This window comes from Mammaliicoccus sp. Dog046 (assembly GCF_034039665.1).
Classification (GTDB): domain Bacteria; phylum Bacillota; class Bacilli; order Staphylococcales; family Staphylococcaceae; genus Mammaliicoccus.
In genome coordinates this window covers 1,681,376-1,700,336 of record NZ_CP120131.1, presented here as the reverse complement: position 1 = coordinate 1,700,336, position 18,961 = coordinate 1,681,376, and the positions used below count along the sequence as shown (strand labels likewise).

22 protein-coding genes and 1 tRNA gene are annotated in these 18,961 nt (G+C 30.4%); 20 read left to right on the top strand and 3 right to left on the bottom strand.

Annotation, left to right across the window (positions count from 1 at the left end; translation table 11 throughout):
• Positions 1-15: 15 nt before the first annotated feature.
• The 16 genes from P3U32_RS08460 (at position 16) to P3U32_RS08385 (ending at position 12,975) form a co-directional block, all read left to right on the top strand.
• Positions 16-762: an enoyl-CoA hydratase/isomerase family protein gene (locus P3U32_RS08460; RefSeq protein WP_323702695.1), complete on the top strand. Its 747-nt coding sequence runs from the start codon at positions 16-18 to the stop codon at positions 760-762.
• A 111-nt stretch (positions 763-873) separates the two neighbouring features.
• Complete coding sequence (gene trxA / locus P3U32_RS08455) at positions 874-1,188, top strand: thioredoxin (RefSeq protein WP_323702694.1); 315 nt, start codon at positions 874-876, stop codon at positions 1,186-1,188.
• A gap of 149 nt (positions 1,189-1,337) precedes the next feature.
• Positions 1,338-3,119, top strand: coding sequence for an excinuclease ABC subunit UvrC (uvrC, locus tag P3U32_RS08450; RefSeq protein WP_323702693.1), 1,782 nt, complete (start codon positions 1,338-1,340; stop codon positions 3,117-3,119).
• 193 nt (positions 3,120-3,312) lie between these two features.
• On the top strand, positions 3,313-3,924 hold the full coding sequence (locus P3U32_RS08445; protein WP_323702692.1) for a succinate dehydrogenase cytochrome b558 subunit: 612 nt from the start codon (positions 3,313-3,315) through the stop codon (positions 3,922-3,924).
• Positions 3,925-3,956: 32 nt separating this feature from the next.
• Positions 3,957-5,723, top strand: coding sequence for a succinate dehydrogenase flavoprotein subunit (gene sdhA / locus P3U32_RS08440; RefSeq protein WP_323702691.1), 1,767 nt, complete (start codon positions 3,957-3,959; stop codon positions 5,721-5,723).
• Complete coding sequence (gene sdhB / locus P3U32_RS08435; protein ID WP_323702690.1) at positions 5,723-6,532, top strand: succinate dehydrogenase iron-sulfur subunit; 810 nt, start codon at positions 5,723-5,725, stop codon at positions 6,530-6,532. The genes sdhA and sdhB overlap by 1 nt, the downstream gene beginning before the upstream one ends.
• Before the next feature lie 151 nt (positions 6,533-6,683).
• Entirely contained in the window at positions 6,684-7,118 is a 435-nt protein-coding gene (locus tag P3U32_RS08430) for a MarR family winged helix-turn-helix transcriptional regulator (protein ID WP_323702689.1), read from the top strand.
• On the top strand, positions 7,115-7,912 hold the full coding sequence (gene racE / locus P3U32_RS08425) for a glutamate racemase (protein WP_323702687.1): 798 nt from the start codon (positions 7,115-7,117) through the stop codon (positions 7,910-7,912). Before P3U32_RS08430 ends, racE begins: the two co-directional genes overlap by 4 nt.
• 13 nt (positions 7,913-7,925) lie before the next feature.
• Complete coding sequence (locus tag P3U32_RS08420) at positions 7,926-8,510, top strand: XTP/dITP diphosphatase (RefSeq protein WP_323702686.1); 585 nt, start codon at positions 7,926-7,928, stop codon at positions 8,508-8,510.
• The gene (locus tag P3U32_RS08415; protein WP_323702685.1) at positions 8,507-9,013 is read left to right on the top strand and encodes a metallophosphoesterase family protein; all 507 of its coding nucleotides are present in this window, start codon (positions 8,507-8,509) and stop codon (positions 9,011-9,013) included. Before P3U32_RS08420 ends, P3U32_RS08415 begins: the two co-directional genes overlap by 4 nt.
• A gap of 189 nt (positions 9,014-9,202) precedes the next feature.
• On the top strand, positions 9,203-9,418 hold the full coding sequence (locus P3U32_RS08410) for a hypothetical protein (protein ID WP_323702684.1): 216 nt from the start codon (positions 9,203-9,205) through the stop codon (positions 9,416-9,418).
• A 120-nt stretch (positions 9,419-9,538) separates the two neighbouring features.
• A tRNA-Arg gene (locus P3U32_RS08405) sits at positions 9,539-9,612 on the top strand.
• Positions 9,613-9,800: 188 nt separating this feature from the next.
• A complete protein-coding gene (locus P3U32_RS08400; protein ID WP_323702683.1) occupies positions 9,801-11,546 on the top strand; it encodes an accessory Sec system protein Asp2 in 1,746 nt (581 codons plus the stop codon).
• A 249-nt stretch (positions 11,547-11,795) separates the two neighbouring features.
• A complete protein-coding gene (locus P3U32_RS08395; RefSeq protein ID WP_323702682.1) occupies positions 11,796-11,993 on the top strand; it encodes a hypothetical protein in 198 nt (65 codons plus the stop codon).
• Positions 11,994-12,039: 46 nt separating this feature from the next.
• The gene (locus P3U32_RS08390; protein WP_323702681.1) at positions 12,040-12,309 is read left to right on the top strand and encodes a hypothetical protein; all 270 of its coding nucleotides are present in this window, start codon (positions 12,040-12,042) and stop codon (positions 12,307-12,309) included.
• Positions 12,310-12,444: 135 nt separating this feature from the next.
• The gene (locus P3U32_RS08385; protein WP_323702680.1) at positions 12,445-12,975 is read left to right on the top strand and encodes an NAD(P)H-dependent oxidoreductase; all 531 of its coding nucleotides are present in this window, start codon (positions 12,445-12,447) and stop codon (positions 12,973-12,975) included.
• A 50-nt stretch (positions 12,976-13,025) separates the two neighbouring features.
• Here the strand turns inward: P3U32_RS08385 and P3U32_RS12815 are convergent, their stop codons facing one another.
• Positions 13,026-13,970: a DUF4352 domain-containing protein gene (locus tag P3U32_RS12815; protein WP_416361224.1), complete on the bottom strand. Its 945-nt coding sequence runs from the start codon at positions 13,968-13,970 to the stop codon at positions 13,026-13,028.
• 277 nt (positions 13,971-14,247) lie between these two features.
• The gene (locus P3U32_RS08375) at positions 14,248-14,520 is read right to left on the bottom strand and encodes a hypothetical protein (protein WP_323702678.1); all 273 of its coding nucleotides are present in this window, start codon (positions 14,518-14,520) and stop codon (positions 14,248-14,250) included.
• 816 nt (positions 14,521-15,336) lie between these two features.
• Here P3U32_RS08375 and P3U32_RS08370 point away from each other — a divergent pair.
• The 4 genes from P3U32_RS08370 (at position 15,337) to P3U32_RS08355 (ending at position 17,738) form a co-directional block, all read left to right on the top strand.
• Entirely contained in the window at positions 15,337-15,579 is a 243-nt protein-coding gene (locus tag P3U32_RS08370; protein ID WP_323702677.1) for a hypothetical protein, read from the top strand.
• 30 nt (positions 15,580-15,609) lie between these two features.
• Positions 15,610-15,828, top strand: a complete 219-nt coding sequence (locus P3U32_RS08365; RefSeq protein ID WP_323702676.1) for a hypothetical protein — start codon at positions 15,610-15,612, stop codon at positions 15,826-15,828.
• Positions 15,829-15,964: 136 nt separating this feature from the next.
• A complete protein-coding gene (locus P3U32_RS08360; protein ID WP_323702675.1) occupies positions 15,965-16,399 on the top strand; it encodes a GNAT family N-acetyltransferase in 435 nt (144 codons plus the stop codon).
• 160 nt (positions 16,400-16,559) lie between these two features.
• Positions 16,560-17,738 (top strand): FtsW/RodA/SpoVE family cell cycle protein, encoded by a 1,179-nt coding sequence (locus P3U32_RS08355; RefSeq protein ID WP_323702674.1) that lies wholly within the window; start codon positions 16,560-16,562, stop codon positions 17,736-17,738.
• A gap of 76 nt (positions 17,739-17,814) precedes the next feature.
• Here P3U32_RS08355 and P3U32_RS08350 read toward each other — a convergent pair whose 3' ends face one another.
• Entirely contained in the window at positions 17,815-18,858 is a 1,044-nt protein-coding gene (locus P3U32_RS08350; protein WP_323702673.1) for an aminotransferase class IV, read from the bottom strand.
• Positions 18,859-18,961 lie beyond the last annotated feature (103 nt).

The following is an 18,961-nucleotide window of genomic DNA, read 5'->3' as shown; positions in this document are numbered from 1 at the left end:
TAAAGGAGGCAAACAATGATTGAAACAAAAATAGAAAATCAAATATTGTTTATTCAATTAAATCATGGACCAGTAAATGCGCTAAATGAAGCGGTGTTGAATGGATTGATTGAAGCGATTGAAAACAAAGGATTTGATCCAAATATTAAAGTCATCGTTATAAAAGGTAACGGTAAATGTTTTTCTGCTGGTGCAGATATTAAATCATTTCCAAATTTAACTAAGCACGAAAGGCTTAATTTAGCATCTACAAGTGCAAAACTATTTAGATTAATTAAAACTTGTCATAAACCAGTGATTAGTTCCATTCATGGTGTATGTTTAGGTGGAGGATTTGAATTAGCATTGGCATGTGATATGCGTATCATTACACAAGATACTAAAGTAGGTTTACCGGAAATTAATTTAGGTATATTCCCAGGCTTTGGTGGTGTCAGAAGGTTGTCTGATATGGTTGGACAACATAAAGCACTACAAATTGCATTAACTGGTGAGAATGTAAATTTAAATGATATTAAAGAATTGTTTAACGATATCGTTAAAGATGAAGTGGAATTAGATCAAGTAACTTTAGCGTTAGCACAACAAATTGCATCTAAATCAGCAGATTCAATTAAAGTCATAAAACAAATGTCTAATTTAGATTTATCATTAGAAAGTGATCAAATTGAAGAAAGACATTTCGTAGATATTATTGATACTGAAAATGCTAAAGAAGGTATCGATGCATTTATATCAAAGAGAAAACCACAATTTAAGTGATTGCTTCATAGCAATTCATGAAGTAAAATACAGTGTGAGCAAACAACATGCATTGATAAATAAAGCGTGCTATACTCTCACTATCATAAGTAAACAAGGAGGATTTTTCCTATGGCATTAGTAAAAGCAACTGATTCAAATTTCGATGAACAAATTAAAGAAGGCGTAAGTTTAGTGGACTTCTGGGCACCTTGGTGTGGACCTTGTAAAATGATCGCACCAGTACTTGAAGATTTAGCTAAAGACGTTGAAGGTAAAGCTAATATCGTGAAAGTTGATGTAGACGAAAACCAAGCAACTGCTGCTAAATACGAAGTAATGAGTATTCCAACTTTAATCGTATTCAAAGATGGCGAAGCTGTAGATAAAGTAGTTGGTTTCCAACCTAAAGAACAATTGGAACAAGTTTTATCTAAACATTATTAATATAACTTAACCATCATGAATATGTTGGTTCAAGAGGCTGGGACATAATATAATGTCTCAGCCTTTTTTATGTATGTTAAATAAAGACATATATTTATGTTTGAAGATTATTTATTGATATAATATTTAACGAAGGTAGGTGTATAAAGGTGGAAGACTACCAATTAAAAATAAAACAAAAATTAGATGTATTACCTACTGAACCGGGTTGTTATATTATGAAAGATAGACACCAGTCTGTGATTTATGTCGGGAAGGCAAAACGACTAAGAAATAGAGTGAGAAGTTATTTTACCGGGGCACATGATGAGAAGACAACACGTTTAGTAGCTGAGATTAGAGATTTTGAATTTATTGTTACATCTAGTGAAATTGAATCTTTATTATTAGAGTTAAATCTTATAAAGAAACATCACCCTAGATATAACATTTTGTTAAAAGACGATAAAAGTTATCCATTTATTAGAATAACAAATGAGAAACATCCACGCTTACTCGTAACGCGTACAGTTAAAAAGAATTCAGGTAAATATTTCGGACCTTATCCAAATGCATATGCTGCACATGAAACTAAAAAATTATTAGATCGCATATATCCTTTAAGAAAATGTGTCACAATGCCAAATAAATTGTGTTTATATTACCACATTGGGCAATGTTTAGGCCCTTGTGTTTATCCTGTAGAACAATCTGAATATCAAACAATGATTAAAGAAATTACAGATTTCTTAAATGGTGATGATAAAACGATTGTGAATGACTTAAATGAGAAAATGATGGCTGCGAGTGAAGCATTAAAATTTGAAGAAGCAAAAGAATATAGAGATTTAATACAACATATAGAAATGTTGAATTATAAGCAGAACATGATGTCAGCAGATATGACTATGAGAGATATCTTTGGTTATTCAGTTGATAAAGGCTGGATGTGTATTCAAGTATTTTTCATTAGACAAGGAAAGCTCATTGAAAGACAAGCCTCAATGGTGCCAATTATACAAACTGCAGAAGAAGAGTTTTATACATTTATTGGTCAGTTTTATAGTTTGAATCAACATTTAACGCCAAAAGAAATTCATATACCAAAAAATCTAGATTTGGAAACAGTAGAGTCAGTTGTAGATGCTAAAGTAGTTCAACCACAACGCGGTAAGAAAAAAGAAATGATAGATTTAGCAATAAAAAATGCAAAAATCGCATTGAAAAATAAATTTGAACTTATCGCAAAAGACGAATCTAGAACGGTAAAAGCGATTGATAACCTTGGAGAAGCAATGGGAATTCAAACGCCAATTAGAATAGAAGCATTTGATAATTCTAATATACAAGGTGTTGATCCAGTTTCTGTAATGGTTGCATTTGTTGATGGAAAACCAAGTAAAAAAGATTATCGAAAATATAAAATCAAAACGGTTGATGGGCCAGATGACTATAAATCAATGCAAGAAGCTGTGAGAAGAAGATATACAAGAGTTTTAAAAGAAGGATTACCGATACCAGATTTAATCATCGTCGATGGTGGTAAAGGTCATATGTCATCGGTAAGAGAAGTATTAGAAAACGAATTAGGTTTAGATATTCCTATTGCTGGTTTAAGTAAAAATGACAAACACCAAACGTCAGAATTACTTTACGGCATGCAAGCAGAAATTATACCACTAAAGAAAAATTCACAAGAATTTTACTTATTACAACGAATTCAAGATGAAGTGCATCGATTTGCAATTAGTTTCCATCGATCAACACGTCAAAAAACAACTTTAAAATCTGCTTTAGATGATATAGAAGGTATTGGACCGAAAAGAAAACAAAATCTGTTAAAACATTTCGGCTCAATTAAAAAAATGAGAGAAGCAGATATGGAAGCATTTACAAATTTAGGTCTACCAAAAAAAGTTGCAGAAAACTTGATTGAAAAACTAAAATCTTAAGAGTAAATTTACAATAAAAAATCCATTTATAAGGGTATGAGAATTATTCTCATACCCAAATTCATGCTAGATAATGTTACAATATACATGTAATGCTCATCGAATTTTTTTTGGAGTTGATGTAATCGTTTACAAATATTACATCCTTAAAAATAACGATCGAGCCATAGATTAAAGTTAGGGGGGACTTCTTTTGGCGTCAAGCGAAAAACAGTTTATATTACGTCGTATTCATTCATTATTAGGTGTAATTCCTATAGGGATATTCTTAATTCAGCATTTATTAATTAACCACTTTGCAACTATTAGCCCGGAGGCATTTAATAAAGCTTCGGACTTTATGTGGAACTTACCATTTAAAATTGTATTAGAGGTTGTAGTAATTTATATTCCTATACTATTCCACGCTATTTATGGATTATACATAGCGTTTACTGCTAAAGAAAATATTGGCAGACACTCATTATTTAGAAACTGGATGTTTCTATTACAACGTGTTACAGGCATCATTTCATTTATCTTTATTGCCGTACACGTATACCAAACACGTATTCAAGCTGCATTAGGTCATCATGTTGATTTTGATATGGTTTCAGATATATTATCTAATCCTATTTCACTCATCCTTTATGTTGTTGGTGTTCTAAGTGTTATATTCCATTTCTCAAATGGTTTATGGTCATTCTTCATCACTTGGGGAATCACACAATCACCTAAATCACAACGTATCATGACTTATGTAACTTTATTCGTATTTATCGTAGTTAGTATTATTGGCTTAAGAGCTATATTTGCATTCGTATAAGATTTATACTTTTTAGGGGAGTGACAATTTTTATGGCAAACAACAAAATTATTGTTGTCGGTGGTGGTTTAGCTGGATTAATGGCAACGATTAAAGCAGCAGAAAAAGGTGCACATGTTGATTTATTCTCATTAGTTCCTGTTAAACGTTCACACTCTGTTTGTGCACAAGGTGGAATTAACGGTGCTGTAAATACGAAAGGTGAAGGCGATTCAACGTTTATTCACTTTGATGATACAGTTTACGGCGGAGATTTCCTAGCTAACCAAACACCGGTTAAAAATATGACTGAAGCAGCACCAAGCATTATTCATCTATTAGATAGAATGGGCGTAATGTTTAACCGTACACCTGAAGGTCTTTTAGACTTCAGAAGATTTGGTGGTACTTTATATCATAGAACTGCATTTGCTGGCGCAACAACTGGTCAACAATTATTATATGCATTAGATGAGCAAGTGAGAAGTTTTGAAGTTAAAGGCTTAGTTACGAAATATGAAGGTTGGGAATTTTTAGGTATAGTGAAAGACGAAGAAGATGCTGCACGCGGTATCGTCGCACAAAACTTAAAAGATTCTAAAATTGAATCATTCGGTTCTGATGCTGTAATTATGGCAACAGGTGGACCTGGTATCATATTTGGTAAATCAACGAACTCAATGATTAATACTGGATCAGCAGCTTCTGTTGTATACCAACAAGGTGCGAAATATGCGAATGGTGAATTTATTCAAATTCACCCAACAGCAATTCCAGGTGATGACAAACTAAGATTAATGAGTGAGTCAGCTCGTGGTGAAGGTGGCCGTATTTGGACATATAAAGATGGTAAACCTTGGTACTTCTTAGAAGAAAAATATCCTGACTATGGTAATTTAGTGCCTCGTGATATTGCAACACGTGAAATCTTTGATGTATGTGTGAATCAAAAATTAGGTATCAACGGTGAAAACATGGTATACCTAGACTTATCACATAAAGATGCACATGAATTAGATGTTAAGCTTGGTGGTATTATTGAAATATATGAAAAATTCACTGGTGACGACCCTCGTAAAGTCCCAATGAAAATATTCCCAGCAGTCCATTATTCAATGGGTGGTATTTGGGTAGACTTTGATCAAATGACTAATATTAAAGGTTTATTTGCAGCTGGTGAATGTGACTATTCTCAACATGGTGGTAACAGATTGGGTGCAAACTCATTATTATCAGCAATATATGGTGGTATGGTTGCAGGACCAAATGCAATGGAATATGTTAAAAATATCGAAACATCTTATACTGAATTAGATGAATCATTATTCCAAACAAGAATCGAAGAAGAACAAGAAAAATTCGATCGCTTATTAAACCAAAAAGGTACTGAAAATGCTTATAAATTACACAAAGAATTAGGAGAGATTATGACAGCTAACGTTACTGTTGTTCGTCATAACGATAAACTTCTAGAAACAGATAAACAAATTGTGGAATTGATGAAGCGTTATCAAGATATCGATATGGAAGATACATCAACTTGGAGTAACCAAGCAGTATTCTTCACACGTCAATTATGGAATATGCTTGTATTAGCAAGGGTTATTACAATTGGTGCATACAATCGTAATGAATCACGTGGTGCACATTATAAACCTGAATTCCCAGACCGTAATGATGAAGAATGGTTAAAAACAACAATTGCACAATTCAGAGGCGCAGAAGAAGCACCTGAATTCTCATATGAAGAAGTTGATTTAAGTCACATTGAACCTCGTAAACGAGATTACTCTAAGAAATCTAAAGGAGGGAAATCATAATGGCAGACACACAAACAGTTGAACCAAACGCACAAGGTCAAAAACAAGAAAATAAAACTATTTCATTAATCATTAGACGTCAAGAAAATGAACAATCAGCATCTTATGAAGAAAAGTTTGAAATACCTTACAGACCGAACATGAACGTAATCGCTGCGTTAATGGAAATTCAAAGAAATCCTATTACGTCAAATGGTGAAAAAACTACACCTGTAACTTGGGATATGAACTGTCTTGAAGAAGTTTGTGGTGCTTGTTCTATGGTTATTAATGGCAAAGCGCGTCAATCATGTTCTGCAATTATTGATCAATTGGAACAACCTATTAAACTTGAACCAATGAAAACATTCCCTGTCGTACGTGATTTACAAGTAGACCGTTCACGTATGTTTGATAACTTGAAAAAAGTTAAAGCTTGGGTACCTATTGATGGAACTTATGACTTAGGTCCTGGTCCACGTATGCCTGAGAAAAAACGTCAAACAGCATATGAATTATCAAAATGTATGACATGTGGTGTTTGTTTAGAAGTTTGTCCAAACGTGAATGTTAATAATAATTTCATGGGTGCACAAGCGATTTCTCAAGTACGTTTATTCAATTTACATCCAACAGGTAGCATGACTAAGGATGAAAGAATTAAAGCAATAATGTCAGATGGTGGTATTCAAGAATGTGGTAGTTCACAAAACTGTGTGAACGCATGTCCTAAAGGAATTCCATTAACAACTTCAATTGCATCAATGAATAGAGAAGCAACATTCCAAATGTTCAAATCATTCTTTGGTTCAGATCACGAAGTAAATTAATTGATATAAGACCTACATAAATTTTGTTATCGTTACAAAATTTATATAGGTCTTTTTTTATGTGTAAAACATATCAATTGATTAACTGACAATTCATGAATATGTTATTATATAAAGTATAAGTTTTATGTAGAAAGAGGTACTATCAACCATGGAAGAAATAACAAAACAGATTGAATATTCTTTAAGACATATTGGTGAAAGAACGAAGTTAAAATCACGTGAACATTTAAAAGTATATGATATTTCACTACCACAATTTATAGCGATGCAATGGTTACATGAACGAGAGCAATTAACGATTGGTGAATTGTCAAAAAAACTATTCTTAGCTTATTCCACAACTACAGATATTGTAGATAAACTTGAACGAAAAGAATTGGTCTTAAGGGTACAATCTGAAGCAGACAAAAGAGTATTCCATGTTAAATTGCTAGAAAAAGGTTACAAGTTAATTGATGAAGTGATCTATGCAAGACAACAGTATACTGAAGGTATATTGGCTGTCATGGATGAAGATGACAAATTAAAATTTAATGAAGCTTTAGAAATCATGTTAAAAAGAATGAGAAGTGAAGACGAATGAATAAACCGATTGGTGTAATAGACTCTGGTATTGGCGGCTTAACAGTAGCTAAAGAAATTATGCGTCAATTACCAAACGAAACTATTTTTTATTTAGGTGATATAGGTAGATGTCCATATGGTCCACGTTCTAAAGAAGAAGTTAAATCTTTTACAATTCAATTAGCTAATTTCTTAGTGGAGAAAGACATTAAAATGCTTGTGATTGCTTGTAACACTGCAACAGCTGTTGCTTTGAAACCATTACAAGAACTACTATCAATTCCTGTTATTGGCGTAATAGATCCAGGTTCAAGAACTGCGATTATGACTACGAAGAATAATAGAGTGCTTGTATTAGGTACAGAAGGTACGATTAAATCAGAAGCATACAGAAAAAGTATCAAATCCATTAATCCACAAGTTGAAGTTAAAGGGATATCTTGTCCTGGATTTGTACCGTTAGTAGAACAAATGAGATATAAGGATCCGACAATAACTAGTATTGTTATCCATCAAACACTGAAACAGTGGAGATATGATGATTCAGATACAATCATTCTTGGATGTACACATTATCCATTACTATATGAAGCGATTCATCAATATTTTGACGATGGAAAGACGATTATATCTTCTGGCTTGGAAACAGCAAGAGAAGTAAGTGCATTGTTAACTTTTAGTAATGAACATTCGTATTATACACCTAATCCAAAGCATCAATTTTATGCCAATGGTGATGTTGAGCATATTACAAGAACAATAAAAGAATGGCTACATATTGAAGATGCTGTAGTAGAAAGAATAACATTGTAAGGGGAGAATTCTAATGAAAGATATTATAATTGCATCAAATAACAAAGGGAAAATTAATGATTTTAAAACAATTTTTCCAAAGGCAAATGTAATTGGGATATCAGAAATAGCACTGGACTTTGATGTTGATGAAACTGGCAAAACATTTAAAGAAAATGCAATTTTAAAAGCAGAATCAGCGTCTAAACAATTACATAAAATTGTTATTGCAGATGACAGTGGACTTTCTGTTAAAGCTTTAAACGGTGAACCAGGTATTTATTCAGCAAGATATGCAGGAGAAGCGAAGAATGATCAAGATAATATGGATAAATTACTTGAAAATTTAAAAGGAATTGAAGATAGAGCTGCTGAGTTTGTATGTGCAATTGCAGTAAGTGAACCTAATAAAGAGACAGTCACTTATATAGGAACTGTACAAGGTGAAATCATAGACGAGCCACGCGGTGAAAATGGTTTCGGTTATGATCCAATTTTCTTTGTACCATCATTAGATCGAACAATGGCTGAGTTAACATCAGCAGAAAAAGGTGCAGTCAGTCATCGTGGAAATGCAATTAAATTGATGAATGAAGACATAGGGGAGAGATTTCAATGAAATGGGTAATCGTAAGTGATAATCATGGAGAACAAGGTATATTACATGAAGTATATGATCACCATAAAGATGGAAACTTATTTCTGCACTTAGGAGATTCTGAGTTCGATTATAATGATACAGAATTAGCTTTATATGACCGCGTGAAAGGAAACTGCGACTTTGATGCGCAATTTCCAATAGAAAATCAAGGTGAAGTAGAAGGCGTTGGATACTTCTATACACATGGTCATAGATATGAAGTGAAAGGTACGAGAGAAGTACTTAGCGCACATGCCCAAAATACTAACGCTAAATTTGCGTTTTATGGACACAGTCACATAGCACTATGTGAATCAATCAATGGTGTTTATTGCATCAATCCAGGAAGCATATCTCAAACAAGAGGTACTTGGGAAGAAACATATGCAATTTTAGAGTTTGATGAACAATATGAAAATGCTAATTTGACATTTTTAAATAGAAATCATGAAGTAGTAGAGAAACAATCCCTCGCATTATAATTAATAAAGTACACAACCAAAATGTAAATAAGATTTTATGAAATGAGATATTCATCTGAATATCTCATTTTTATTACAAATTTAGAATAAACTTTCAATTAAAGTAAAATTGTTTTATAATTATTAATGTTCTTAATTTCAAGTAAATGCAATAAGGTAAATCTGAAATGTAATAGGGAGGATGTTTAAATGTATAGAACATACGTGACATCAGTTATAAATCAGGAAGATTTTTGTATAAATACGGGGAAAGATAATGAATTACATACGAATGAGAAAATATATGTCTTAAGTGCAGCTGGATTAGTTAAGGCGAATGTAGTAAAAATATTTGATGATCAGTCGATATGTAAGGCAGATAAAGAGAATTCAGTCAAAATCAATGACATTGTAATAACAGATTAAATAGAAGTATTGGAATAAATATGTAATAATACCTCTAAAGCGATTAAATAAACATTTTTCTTTAGAAAATGTATTGATAAAATGGCATCTATTAGATATAATTATTCTTGTGTTGAAAATGTCCTGGTAGCTCAGCTGGATAGAGCAACGGCCTTCTAAGCCGTCGGTCGGGGGTTCGAATCCCTCCCAGGACGTAAATTACCTATATCCCGTTGTAACAAGTGATTAGTCACTCGTTATGACGGGATTTTTTGTGTTCAAAAACTAGGTAGGGTTATTTTTTTATTATAAAACATTGTATACTATTCATATTTTTTTGTTGTTTAAAATATTTGGTTAAATTATACTATAATAAAATAAAAGTAAACAAAGGGAGTATATAATGACTATCAAAGTTGCTACAGTTGGATCATGTATTACAAGAGATAATTTTAACTCTAAATTTAATCCATATTATAAGTTATTTTTTGATGTTATCGCTCATCAAAATCAAACAGCTATTCCGAGTTTGATGTCAGATAAACTCGAATTAAAAGTTACAAAATCAATTAAAAATAAAACGAATTACGTTCAAAATTTATTATTAAGAGAATTTGACAAAGGTTTCTTGGAAACTTTAAAAAAAGAAAAACCACAATATTTATTAATGGATCTAAACCCAGACGTGAAATTCGGTCTGTTGAAAATTAAAGATAACAACTATATAACAAACAACCCTAATTTTGAAGGTATTGATAATATAGATACATCTGATGTACTAAATATTAATGATGATTTCGACCAGTATGTTGAAATTTGGAGTTCAGCTATACATAAATTTTTTAATTTCATAAATAATGAAGTACCAGGATGTAAAGTTGTTTTAGTTAAAGCAAGATTTACAGATATCTTCACGGACGATACTACATTAACTGAATTAAGAACTAAACAGAACATTACGCTACAAAATTTTGAATCTATGAATAAGATATGGGATAAATTAGACGATTATATAGTTAATAATTTCGATGTTGAAGTACTTGATATGACAAATACTAACTTTAAGTTAGATGAAAATCATGTATGGGGACCATATTATTTACATTATGAGAATAAGTTTTATAATGAATTTTTAAATAAATTAGTTAATATTACATACAAAAATCACAACAGTTCGGTAGATAATTTGCCAAGAAGTGTCCAACGCGTTCATATTGATGATGAATTAGAACTTTTACACACTAAAACTGTTGAAGTTATATTAAACTCAGAAAAAAATATCATTGAAATGTCTAGAAGAAACGAAAAAATTTATAACTTGTATAAAGAATTGCTCAAGAATGACTATATTTTATATCTTCATAAAGACGGTATATCAAAACTATATAAACGCAAATATATTAATGAATTGTGGCAAAGGAATGATCTACATCAAGAAGGTGATGTTTTTTATACTCTAGATAAACCTTTAGACCGTAAAGAAAATAAAAGTTCTATTGATAAAAAACTGATTGTTATATTCACATGTATGCCAAACGTTGAAGGATATGACAATTATTTAATGCCTAGCAGAATGTTCCCTAAATTCTTTAGTGAAATTGAGAGAAGTTTAGTCAAAAATGTGTATACTATGAGAATTATGGATTTAAACCTATCTCATGGCTCACATTACATTAACTCTGTGAATAATGATACTTTTGAAAAAGATATTACGAATGCCATTATGAGAGTTAAAGAAGAACTTAATATTAGTGAAGAAGACATTGTATTATATGGTGCTTCTAAAGGTGGTACAGGTTCATTATATTATGGTTCAAAATTAGACTTAAAATGTTTAGCCGTTGATCCAATTATAAGTTTGGGTGAATATAATGTGAAAGATGAACATTTTCTTAAAGATTTAAGAAAAGAAGATATCAGCGATAATATTAACGAATATCTTAAAGCAGGTTCAAATAATGAAAAGTATATAATAGGTTCTGAGAATGTATCTTTTAATTTTTCACATATCTCGAAAATTGAAGGGGATAACATTATAAAAATGAATCAAGTCGATGAACATATCAAAGCTCATCCTGATGTATCGAAAAATACAATACCAGAACAATTAATGATATTAAACAAAATGTTGTTGAATACAACGTTTTAAATTAGAGAAAGATAAATTATATATGATTGGTTACGTATTATAAAACATATACTTCTTAAATCGTTAGATAAACCACCTAAATAGTGAAGTGCACCCCTAAAGTTGAATTTTGGTTCAACTTTAGGGGTATTTTTTGTGAATAAAAAATATAGCATTATTAGTTTTTATAGAAATTCATCTTTTCCTTATGTATAATTACCTTACAACTTTGGTTTTACATAATTTAACAATTAGAGAAGGAGCGTAGATTTGTTTATTCCAATAAAAAATTTAATTATGAATTTCACTTTAATTTTCTTAGTCGGTATTTTTATAAGTTATGTCGGTTTAACTAAAACATTTGATCTATCAGTTCAAGTTTCATCAGTGGGTGGATTATTATTAGGATATTCTCTTTTAATACCAATAAAGTTATTTGCTAATTACTTAGACAACAATCGTAAATAATTAATCTCGTCAAAATTATATATTTAAAAAAGAGGTGTAATTAAAAGTGGTTAAATTATTATACATAGTGAATATATTTAATTATTTATTTTTAGTTATTGGTAGTATCATTTTTTACATACAGAAATTAGAATTTGCTGATTTACTATATTATTTTTTCCATACATCGATAATAGCAGGTGTCATTTCATTAGCATTTGTATTTTCAAGAATTAAAAGAGTTAGATATACAGGTTTAATAAGGTTTGTTATGAATTTAGTAAATATATTCGCATTAATACCATTTATAATCTTCTTATTATTTTTTATTATATAGATTTCACAAATTTAACCATTATTCACGTTATAACCCCAAAATCCCTTCAATAATTTAATATCACTAAGCAATGTAGTTAACATTTTGTTTTTACTTTTGCTATAATTTTTATATAAATAAGATGGAGGTATTGAAATGTCTACATTAGTTATTCTTGTACACCCTAACATTGAGGAATCTGTAGTAAATAAAAAGTGGCGCGATGCTTTGTTAAGTGAAAATATTGATGTTCATGAATTATATTTAAAATATCCAAATGGCGAATTAAATATTAAAGAAGAACAAGATTTATTAGAAAGCTATGATAATATCATTTTTCAATATCCATTGTACTGGTATAGTTCACCATCATTATTGAAAAAATATTTAGACGAAGTATTTGAGTATGGTTGGGCATATGGATCTACTGGAAATGCCTTAAACAATAAAAATATTGGACTGGCTGTTTCTATAGGTGCAGATAGTGATAAATATGAATCTGAAAATGCAACAAGATTTTCAACAGATACGCTATTGTCACCGATGATGGCTACAGCTGATTTTGTAGGAGCTAAATTTGTGGGGATACATAAATTATATGGTGCTCTCAATTTAACTCAAGAAAAACTTGAAGAGAATGTTAAAGCATATATTGCAAATATACGTGAATTAGAAGAATCAAATTAACATAAAAAACACCCGTTGTATCACATTAATATTGATACAACGGGTGTTTTTTATTCTGGCACAGTATATAGATCTAGTTCTTCTTGCACTCGAGTTTCATATTCTTGGAATGTTTCTTCAGGTGGTGAACTTAAACCAGGTCCATCGCCAATATCGTCTGTAGGGCCAGTCATTTGAAGGTCTTGCGCAGCTAGATACTGTTCATAAGTAATATCATTGATTTGAGGTTCATCTTCAAATGTTGTAGTTTCATAAATATTTTCTTCTTCGTTTATTTCTGATGTTGTATTATTTTCATTTACATTGTTTGAAGTAGGTGAATTAGTGAGAACCGCTACATTGTTAGTAGTTGTATTGCTGCTTGAATTAACATTTGTGATGTTTTCAACTGGTTGAGTGTCTGACTGTACAGTTGCTTTATCGTCCTTTTTGTCTTCCTTTTTTTCTGCTGATTGTTTTTCATCAGACAAATCAAATGTAACTTCTTTAAAACTAAATAAACTTGATGATACAACTAATTTTTTATTTTTATCATTAGCTACTTTTTCTGATACATCAAACGCAACTTTACCTTTAATAGTACTGTCAGGATTTACTTTTTCAAGGAAGAATGAGTTGCTAATAGAGCCATTATCACTTTGGTTAGCGCTAATTGAACCAGTAGAATCTGCATCTGCTGTTTTGTCTCCAGCTTTTAATTTAAACATATTAGTATCGATCGTCAGACTGTCGTTACCTTTATTTTTGATCGTTACATCAGCTACAACATACGTATCTTTTGCTTGTGTCGGTGCGATAGAAGGACCAACCTGCTTAGTTGTCTCAATACCATTCACAGTAACTTCTAAATCACCATTTTTAGCTGTTTCACCAATTTTATATACTTTTTCTTTATTGGATTTACTTGATGAATTACTAGAGTTTGATGAATCATTGCTAACTAATGCAGCACATCCTGCAAAATGATAGCTAGTATTACGAAAACTCCTAAACAACCCATACAGCCCCAAATAAATTTTTTCTTGCCATTATTCATACTTTATCCCGCCTTTGTAAAAAATTTATGTTCAACGTCTGAGATGTTATAAAGACGTACAAACCAGAAATTAAAATTCAAAAAGATTACATAATTAATATTTTGTTGATAAAAAATATTGTAATCAATTAAAATAACATTTCGAACAACATAAAATGAGCTAAAAAAATATACACTTATTCAAAATCTATGTAAGGTGTTAAAGTTCAATACACAGAGTGTAGACTATTTATATTTTAATCGACTACTTTATCAATAACTTTTGTATATTTTTTGAAAGTAGATTCATCAATTTCTCCATTCATCTGAATCAGTACATTGTCTTTCGCATAAGTATGTGAAAAGAATATAGCACTTTTTTCTCCTAATTTATCATAATATTCTTTAGTGTCTTTTAAGTCGCTCTCGTTATCAAAAACAAATATTCTAGCATTATTATCTTTGGTTACAGTAAATATTTTAGCGTCTTTTGTTTTGTTAGGAGCAAAACAAAAATCTTCATTTTTCATATCTCGGCTATCTTTAACAGAAAGACCTTCTTTTTCAAAACCTTGAATTAAATCCTTAGTTTCAACAGTTTTACCACATGCTGCTAAAACTAATAATGTTGCAAATAATAATAAGTATACTTTTTCATTTTTATTACCCCTTAAAAATCGTATTGAAGTTATAAATTAAATTAATAAAATTGAAAATAGGTGTATATTTCTATTCTATTATTCATCATATTGAAGTAGTTACAAGTAAATATTGGTACTATCACTCCTTTTTAAATTATAATTGATTACCATTTGTTTTTACTTTATATTGAACTCCTTTCTAAAAAATTAATATATTTAATCACCCTTAATGATGCAGGTTAAAAGATTAAACATTTCAAAAGAGTGGTTAAAGCAAATTTTATTAAAATTGATAAAAGACATATTAACAAAACTTTAGAATTTTGCACTTAATCACTTTGTATTTTATTTATCTTTTTTACATATTATATTTTAATTAATTATAATAACATTTCTCACAACATAAAATGAGCTAAAAAAATATACCCTTACTCAAAATTTATGTAAGGTGTTAAAGTTCATCTAAAGAATTATCATGTTAAATCTACTGATTTGTAATTCACAAATTTATTATATAAGGTTGTCCCATTATTGCAATACTTTTCACAAACTTTTTTACATTTAAAGTGATATTTATGCTCTGAATTTATCAGAGGATTTACTAACAATTTAACTTGTCTACAATTCAATTTTATTATAATATAAAATTGAATGATTCAAAAAAATGGGAAGTCAATCAAAATTAATTAGAATGAGGTGTTAAATATGAGTAATTTCATTGATAGAAGTGAATTTAATCAGTTTGAGCAACGAGTTGATGATAAATTTAATGCGATTGAGAAGAAAATAGATAATATACCTTCTAGTTCTGATATAAAGTTAATGTTGATGGAAAACAATAAAGAATTAAAGAAAGAAGCCAAACATGATCGAAATACAATCATTGGATGGACAATTGCTATTGTAGGATTAGCTGTAACAATTACAAGGACGCTAGGTTGGTTGTAAATTATATATTATTTAAACGAGGTGATAATTATGAGTGAATTTATTGAAAGAAAAGAATTTGATCAGTTTGAGAAGAGAATAGATGATAAGTTCGATAATTTAAATAAAAAAATAGACGAATTACCTTTAAAGATTGAAGATAAAATCAAGTTTCAAATATCTGAAATGAAAAATACACAAATTAAATGGTTCATTGGTACATTAATTGTTATCATTTGTTTAGCAGGTAAAGCTTTTGGAGTGTATTAATGTTTAATTATTTATGAGTTATTAGCTCTTTGTTAGATTTAAATACAATAATAAGGGATAATTGTTATAGTAGTAACATTTCGTTTCAAAAAGGAGAGGTTAAGATGATAAAAAGAAATCTAGACCAAATGATAATATGGAATATGTAATCAAGAAGACGGATGACTTGTCTCCAGCGGAATTAGTTCAAGTATTTCAAATGCGTACAAAGGTTTTTGTAGTTGAACAAAGTTGTCCATATCAAGAAGTGGATGAATTGGATTTTGAAGCGATTCATATTATTTTTAAAGACAATGAGAAAATTGTTGCTTATTTAAGAGTGATTGAAGTGGACAATGTTATACATATAGGTAGGGTTTTAGTTGATCCAAATTATAGAAGGCATAGTTATGGTAAGAAAATTGTTGCGTATGCGATTGATTATGTAAAAGAGAATTTAGAAACGAATAAAATTATCATTTCTGCTCAATCTCGACTGATTGATTTCTATTCAGCATTTGGATTCAATGCTATTTCAGAAGTTTATTTAGAAGATGATATTCCACATATTGATATGGAACTTAAATTATAAAGAAGTAACCTTGTTAAATGTCATTAAATTATGATTATTAACAAGGTTTTTTTTATGTTTTTTAATATTTTACGTAAAATGTTTTAGGTTTGCCTAAAAATAATTGACAATTGTAAATAAAAATAGATAAGATGGTTCTTGGGGTTGAAAGGAGAGGCTTATGAATTTCAAGAAGCGATTTAAATTTAAAAAGAGTTCGGGAGGAGATATCGGTATACTGTTCACTTATTTTATACTTGCGATGATTGGCGTAGTGATGATATACAGTGCGAGTATGGTTTCTGCTAATAATGGTGCTTTAACGAATGGTGTACCTATTAGTGATAAGTATTTTATTAAGAGACAGTTTATATATTTCTGTATTGGTAGTTTAGTTGTGATTACGATGAGTTATAGAGTGAACATTAATGTATTTCAGAGGAAAGAGATGCAGCAAGTAATCTTAACAGTAGTACTCGCTTTACTTGTAATTACGTTGTTGTTCGGTAGTGAAATTAATGGTTCTAAAAACTGGTTGAATTTAGGTATCGTAAATATACAATCGTCAGAGTTGTTGAAAATTTCTTCTATACTATATTTGTCATACATTATTGATCGTCGATTACGTGCGGGTAGTCATTTTAATTTAAGCTCGCTTGTGTCACCTTTATTAGTATTAGGTTTTGGTATTATGCTAATTTTAATTCAAGGTGATTTAGGGGGTGCACTTTTAAATAGTGCGATTATAGCCTTTATGTTGTTGTATTCAGATATAAAAAACAAAATCAAAATACAAATATTTTCAATCACGGCTTTACCTATGATTATTTACCTTGTATACACACTACTATTTGATGCACAAAATATTTATAGAATGAAAAGAATTAAAGTGGTTGCTAATCCGTTTTTATATGAAAATGGAGATGGGTATCAGTTAGCGAATGCATTGCTAGCAATTGGTAATGGTGGTTTTTTTGGAAAAGGTCTTGGTAATGGGATTATGAAACTAGGGTATCTGCCTGAACCACATACTGATTTTATATTTGCTGTAATTTCTGAAGAACTTGGATTAGTCGGTGTGTTAGTAATTATTGCGATGTATGCTTTTATTACATTCAAGGGCGTTATTTATGCAAATAAGACATCAAACCATTTTTATAAAATGATTTGTATTGGTATTTCAAGTTATATATTTATGCAAGTTTTTATTAATTTAGCTGGAATTTCTGGATTAATACCATTAACCGGTGTCACTTTGCCGTTATTAAGTTATGGTGGCTCGTCATTCTTAAGTATCAGTATTGCACTAGGTATACTTTTGGCGACAAGTAGAAAAATCAATAAAGAGTTGAAACAATAATCATACATATAAGAAGCACCGATCGTTAGTAATAGTTACTAATAATCGGTGCTTTAATTTTTATTGTGTTGATTATTTATAATTGAACAGTAGTACCATGTGGCAAACTGTAATTCCAATGATTTTCATCTAGTCGGTTGTTTAATTGAATATCTACATATGTATTCAATAGATGTTGAGCAATTGTAGTATTATGCAATGTGATGTTTTCTTCTTTGTACTTTAAGCGATCGACATAAGTGATTGTATTTAAAGTATCCGTGCAGAATATTTCAGTTAAATGTCCATTATAGCTTTCTGAAATGACCTCATCTATAGAAATATCACGTTCTTCTATCGAATAACCTAATTGTTTAGCTAACAAAATGATTGATTGGCGTGTCACACCTGGAAGTATACTATCGTTTAATTGTGGTGTTATGATTTTGTCGCTAATCACAAAAAATACATTCATATTGCCAACTTCCTCAACATAGTGTCTATACTTACCATCAAGCCACAATGCTTGATCAAAACCAAGTTGATTAGCTTTTATTTGTGCAGTAAATGTAGAAGCATAGTTGCCACCAAATTGTGAAGTACCAGCACCACCAGAAATTGACTTGATGAGCTTTTCTTCAACAAGTACTTGCATAGCATTTAATTCTTTTGACATGTGAGTTGATGCTAAAGGAGATAAAAAGGCGATACATTCGTACGTATCTGATTTACTAACACCTAACTTACTTTCAGACGCAAACATAAATAATCTGAGTTGAGCACAACTGATTGTTTGATTTGAGGAAAAAGAGGTATTTTCTTCAAGTAAAGTAGAAAGATAGGTAAGCATTTGATCAGGATTTACTTCTGGCATTTCGATTCTTCTTAATGAACGATTAAACTTATTTAAATGATCAAGTGGCTGAAATATATGAATGTCATCATTTATATTGAATACTTTTATATCTTCAAAAACAGTTTGACCATAATGGAGACATTGTGCACTTGGGGAAACGGTTATTGGTGCATAGGGCTTAATTTCTGGAAGGGACCATCCTTCGCTTGTTTGATATGTCATTGTTAACATTTGAGTTTCGGAAAAGTGGTTTGTTTCTGTATGGCTCGTATAATGGGGCATCATTTGTTTCCTCCTGTGTAATTTATATCAATGAGAAATATTATATCAGCTATGTTGACCTAAAACAATATAAAGATTGAAAATTCTGAAAAATTAAAAGGATAAA

What these genes read in the sequence shown, in the direction of transcription:
- P3U32_RS08460 (WP_323702695.1), top strand. Translation starts at nt 16, where the DNA reads ATGATTGAAACAAAAATAGAAAATCAAATATTGTTTATTCAATTAAAT.
- trxA (WP_323702694.1), top strand. Translation starts at nt 874, where the DNA reads ATGGCATTAGTAAAAGCAACTGATTCAAATTTCGATGAACAAATTAAA.
- sdhA (WP_323702691.1), top strand. Translation starts at nt 3,957, where the DNA reads ATGGCAAACAACAAAATTATTGTTGTCGGTGGTGGTTTAGCTGGATTA.
- sdhB (WP_323702690.1), top strand. Translation starts at nt 5,723, where the DNA reads ATGGCAGACACACAAACAGTTGAACCAAACGCACAAGGTCAAAAACAA.
- P3U32_RS08430 (WP_323702689.1), top strand. Translation starts at nt 6,684, where the DNA reads ATGGAAGAAATAACAAAACAGATTGAATATTCTTTAAGACATATTGGT.
- racE (WP_323702687.1), top strand. Translation starts at nt 7,115, where the DNA reads ATGAATAAACCGATTGGTGTAATAGACTCTGGTATTGGCGGCTTAACA.
- P3U32_RS08420 (WP_323702686.1), top strand. Translation starts at nt 7,926, where the DNA reads ATGAAAGATATTATAATTGCATCAAATAACAAAGGGAAAATTAATGAT.
- P3U32_RS08415 (WP_323702685.1), top strand. Translation starts at nt 8,507, where the DNA reads ATGAAATGGGTAATCGTAAGTGATAATCATGGAGAACAAGGTATATTA.
- P3U32_RS08410 (WP_323702684.1), top strand. Translation starts at nt 9,203, where the DNA reads ATGTATAGAACATACGTGACATCAGTTATAAATCAGGAAGATTTTTGT.
- P3U32_RS08400 (WP_323702683.1), top strand. Translation starts at nt 9,801, where the DNA reads ATGACTATCAAAGTTGCTACAGTTGGATCATGTATTACAAGAGATAAT.
- P3U32_RS08385 (WP_323702680.1), top strand. Translation starts at nt 12,445, where the DNA reads ATGTCTACATTAGTTATTCTTGTACACCCTAACATTGAGGAATCTGTA.
- P3U32_RS08375 (WP_323702678.1), bottom strand. Translation starts at nt 14,520, where the DNA reads ATGAAAAATGAAGATTTTTGTTTTGCTCCTAACAAAACAAAAGACGCT.
- P3U32_RS08370 (WP_323702677.1), top strand. Translation starts at nt 15,337, where the DNA reads ATGAGTAATTTCATTGATAGAAGTGAATTTAATCAGTTTGAGCAACGA.
- P3U32_RS08365 (WP_323702676.1), top strand. Translation starts at nt 15,610, where the DNA reads ATGAGTGAATTTATTGAAAGAAAAGAATTTGATCAGTTTGAGAAGAGA.
- P3U32_RS08360 (WP_323702675.1), top strand. Translation starts at nt 15,965, where the DNA reads ATGGAATATGTAATCAAGAAGACGGATGACTTGTCTCCAGCGGAATTA.
- P3U32_RS08355 (WP_323702674.1), top strand. Translation starts at nt 16,560, where the DNA reads ATGAATTTCAAGAAGCGATTTAAATTTAAAAAGAGTTCGGGAGGAGAT.
- P3U32_RS08350 (WP_323702673.1), bottom strand. Translation starts at nt 18,858, where the DNA reads ATGATGCCCCATTATACGAGCCATACAGAAACAAACCACTTTTCCGAA.